The organism is Kitasatospora putterlickiae, from assembly GCF_039527695.1.
Classification (GTDB): domain Bacteria; phylum Actinomycetota; class Actinomycetes; order Streptomycetales; family Streptomycetaceae; genus Kitasatospora; species Kitasatospora putterlickiae.
This window is the reverse complement of the sequence record NZ_BAAAKJ010000235.1, coordinates 46,930-50,182: the sequence shown is the minus strand read 5'-3', so window position 1 is coordinate 50,182 and position 3,253 is coordinate 46,930. Positions and strand designations below refer to the sequence as shown.

At 75.3% G+C, this 3,253-nt stretch carries 4 protein-coding genes; 3 read left to right on the top strand and 1 reads right to left on the bottom strand.

The window, feature by feature from the left end; genetic code table 11:
• Positions 1-974 (bottom strand): HAD family hydrolase (locus tag ABD308_RS23680; protein ID WP_344338348.1); only part of this gene is annotated, 974 nt, incomplete at its 3' end.
• A 118-nt stretch (positions 975-1,092) separates the two neighbouring features.
• Between ABD308_RS23680 and ABD308_RS23675 the strand changes: the two genes are divergently transcribed.
• From ABD308_RS23675 to ABD308_RS23665, 3 genes are all read left to right on the top strand, one after another.
• The gene (locus ABD308_RS23675; RefSeq protein WP_344338345.1) at positions 1,093-1,371 is read left to right on the top strand and encodes a glutaredoxin family protein; all 279 of its coding nucleotides are present in this window, start codon (positions 1,093-1,095) and stop codon (positions 1,369-1,371) included.
• A 195-nt stretch (positions 1,372-1,566) separates the two neighbouring features.
• A complete protein-coding gene (locus tag ABD308_RS23670) occupies positions 1,567-2,343 on the top strand; it encodes a 3'-5' exonuclease (protein ID WP_344338343.1) in 777 nt (258 codons plus the stop codon).
• A 101-nt stretch (positions 2,344-2,444) separates the two neighbouring features.
• The coding region (locus tag ABD308_RS23665; protein ID WP_344338341.1) for a redox-sensing transcriptional repressor Rex at positions 2,445-3,253 on the top strand (809 nt) is incomplete at its 3' end.

The following is a 3,253-nucleotide window of genomic DNA, read 5'->3' as shown; positions in this document are numbered from 1 at the left end:
GCCGCCGCCGGCAGGCCCACCCGGGCCGCCTTCCGGCCGGTCCGGAAGTCCCGGACCCGCCACCCCTGCGCCCGGGCGTGCCGCCGTAGCGCGCCGTCCGGGTTCACCACGTACGGGTGGCCGACCAGCGAGAGCATCGGGATGTCGTTGGCCGAGTCGCTGTAGGCGGCGCACCGGTCGAGGTCGAGCCGCTCGCGGCGGGCCAGCGCGCGCACGGCGGCCGCCTTGGCCGGGCCGTGCAGCAGCTCGCCGACCAGCCGGCCGGTGTACGCGCCGTCGCGCGCCTCGGCCACCGTGCCGAGCGCGCCGGTCATGCCGAGCCGGGCCGCGATGATCCGGGCCACCTCCACCGGGGCGGCGGTGACCAGCCAGACCCGCTGTCCGGCGTCCAGGTGCATCTGCACCAGCGCGCGGGTGCCCGGCCACACCTTGTCGGCGATGACGTCCTCGAAGACCTCCTCGCAGAGCGCCTCAAGGTCGGCGGTCCGCTTGCCGGCCACCACGCCGAGCGCGGTGTGCTTGGCGTCCGCCATGTGCTCCGGGTCCTCGGCGCCGTGCAGCCGGAACCAGGCCTGCTGCCAGGCGAACCGGGCGATGTCCCGGCGGCTGAGGAAGCCGTGCCGGTAGAGGCCGACGCCGAGGTAGAAGATCGCGGCGCCGCGCAGGATGGTGTTGTCGCAGTCGAAGAACGCCGCGGCGCGCGGGTCGTCCGGCTCGGGCGTGTGGTTGCCCTCGGGGGCCTTGGGCGCCTTGCCGCGCTTGGCCGGCTGCGGCTCCCCGGCCGGTGCCTCCCCGGGGGTCTCCCCGGGCCGCGGCTCCCCGGCCCGCGCTTCTTCGGGCCGCGCTTCCTCGGCCGGGGGCTCCGGCGCGGCCCGCAGCGCGGCCTCCGCCGCCTCGGCCGCGGCCTCGCCCGCGAGGGCGGTCCGCGCGCTGGTGGAACGCCTTGCCTGGATGAGCCTTCGGAGCACGGCCATGTCATCGAGCATAACCAGCCACCTGCGCGGCGGCCGTGACGGCGGCGTGCCCGGGGGGTGAACGGGAGGAGGGCCGGTCGTCGGGGCTCCGCTTGTAGGGGCGTCGCACAATGGCGGGGTGAGCCCACTGCTGCGACGTGACAAGAACCGGAAGCCGGCCGACCGGACGGTGACCCTGGTGGCCAAGCCCGGCTGCCACCTGTGCGACGACGCCAGGGAGGTGATCGTCCGGGTGGCGGCCGAGCTCGGCGCGTCCTTCGAGGAGAAGGACATCACCCAGGACGAGGAGCTCTACCGGCGCTACTGGGAGCAGATCCCGGTCACCCTGATCGACGGCCGCCAGCACGACTTCTGGCGGGTGGACGAGAAGCGCCTGCGCACCGCCCTCGGCGCCTGACCCCGCCCGGGCGCCCGGCTGACCCTGCCCGGCCGCCCGCCTGACCCCGCCCGCCGACCCCCGCCGGACGGCGGGGTCGGTTCGCCGAATCGTTGTGAAGAATCCGCGTGCGCGGTTTGGGGCGCCTCGCACCGGTCGGCTTACGATCGAACTCGTTTGCGCCCATGGGGGGCTGAGCACGCGAGGAGTGCCGCCATGCTTCCCGACCCGTCGCCGGACGCGCGCGCGGGCTTCGCCGTGGTGGACGTCGAGGCGACCGGCCGCAGCCCCTGGCGGCACCGGGTGGTCGAGGTGGCCGTGGTGCAGCTGGACGAGCGGCTCCGCCCGCAGGGCGAGTTCTGCACCCTGCTGGACCCGCTGGGCCCGGTCGGCCCGACCCATGTGCACCGGATCGCGCAGGAGGACGTCGAGGGCGCCCCGCGGTTCCGCGAGATCGCGCCGAGGCTGCTGGAGCTGCTGGCCGGCCGGGTGCTGGTCGGCCATCACGTGACCTGCGACCACGCCTTCCTGGATCGTGAGTTCGCCCGGATCGGGGTGCCGCTGCCCCCGGTGCCGCTGCTGTGCACCATGCGGCTGGCCCGCGCCCACCTGCCGGAGGCCCGCGGTTTCGGCCTGGCGGCCTGCGTGGAGGCGGCCGGACTCGGCGGGTTCGCGGCGCACACCGCGCTGGGCGACGCCCGCGCCACCGCCGGCCTGCTGCGGCACTGCCTGGACGCGCCGTCCTGCCCGCCGGGGGACTGGGCGGGACCGCTGCGGGAGGCGGCCCGGGTGTCGTGGCCGCGGCTGGGGCGGGCCCGCTCCCGCCCGTCGGGCGGGCCGGTCCCGCTGGTCCCGCGCGACCACGCCCGCCCGGCCCCGGTGCCCGGCCCGCGCGACCTGTCGGACCGCCTCCCGTACGGCTCCGGGCCACCCGCCGCACCGCCCCCGGCGGCGCCCCGGAAATCGGCCGGTGCTATGGGGTCGACGGCGTGATGCGCGTCACTGTGCAGGGACAAATCGGACACCATCTTTGTGCACACGTTCACAAACGCATAGCCTGGCTGCCAAAGCCCAGCTTCACCCACAGGAGCACCGTGGCAATCGGCCGATCACCACAGAGCAGTTCGCAGACGCCCGACCCGGGCGCCGCGCGCCGACCCTCGCGTGCCCGGGGAATCCCGGAGGCGACGGTCGCCCGGCTGCCCCTCTACCTGCGCGCGCTCACCGCGCTCTCCGAGCGCTCGGTGCCGACCGTCTCCTCCGAGGAGCTGGCCGCCGCGGCCGGCGTGAACTCCGCCAAGCTGCGCAAGGACTTCTCCTACCTGGGCTCCTACGGGACCCGCGGTGTCGGCTACGACGTCGAGTACCTCGTCTACCAGATCTCCCGCGAGCTGGGCCTGACCCAGGACTGGCCGGTCGTCATCGTCGGCATCGGCAACCTCGGCCACGCGCTCGCCAACTACGGCGGCTTCGCCTCCCGCGGCTTCCGGGTCGCCGCCCTGCTCGACGCCGACCCGGCCGTGGTCGGCAGCAGCGCGGCCGGCCTGCCCGTGCGCCACATGGACGAACTGGAGTCCATCGTGGAGAGCCAGCACGTCTCGATCGGCGTCATCACCACCCCGCCCGGCGCGGCCCAGCAGGTCTGCGACCGGCTGGTCGAGGCCGGCGTCACGAGCATCCTGAACTTCGCCCCGACCGTGCTGACCGTCCCGGACGGGGTGGACGTGCGCAAGGTGGACCTCTCCATCGAGCTGCAGATCCTCGCCTTCCACGAGCAGCGCAAGGCCGGCGACGAGCCGGACCGCGCCGAGTCCGTGCTCGACCGGGCCCCCGGCCCGGTCCGGGCCGCCGCCGCCTGGTCCGCCGCGCTCGTGCTGCTGATCACGGTCGCCTCGCTCGTCGT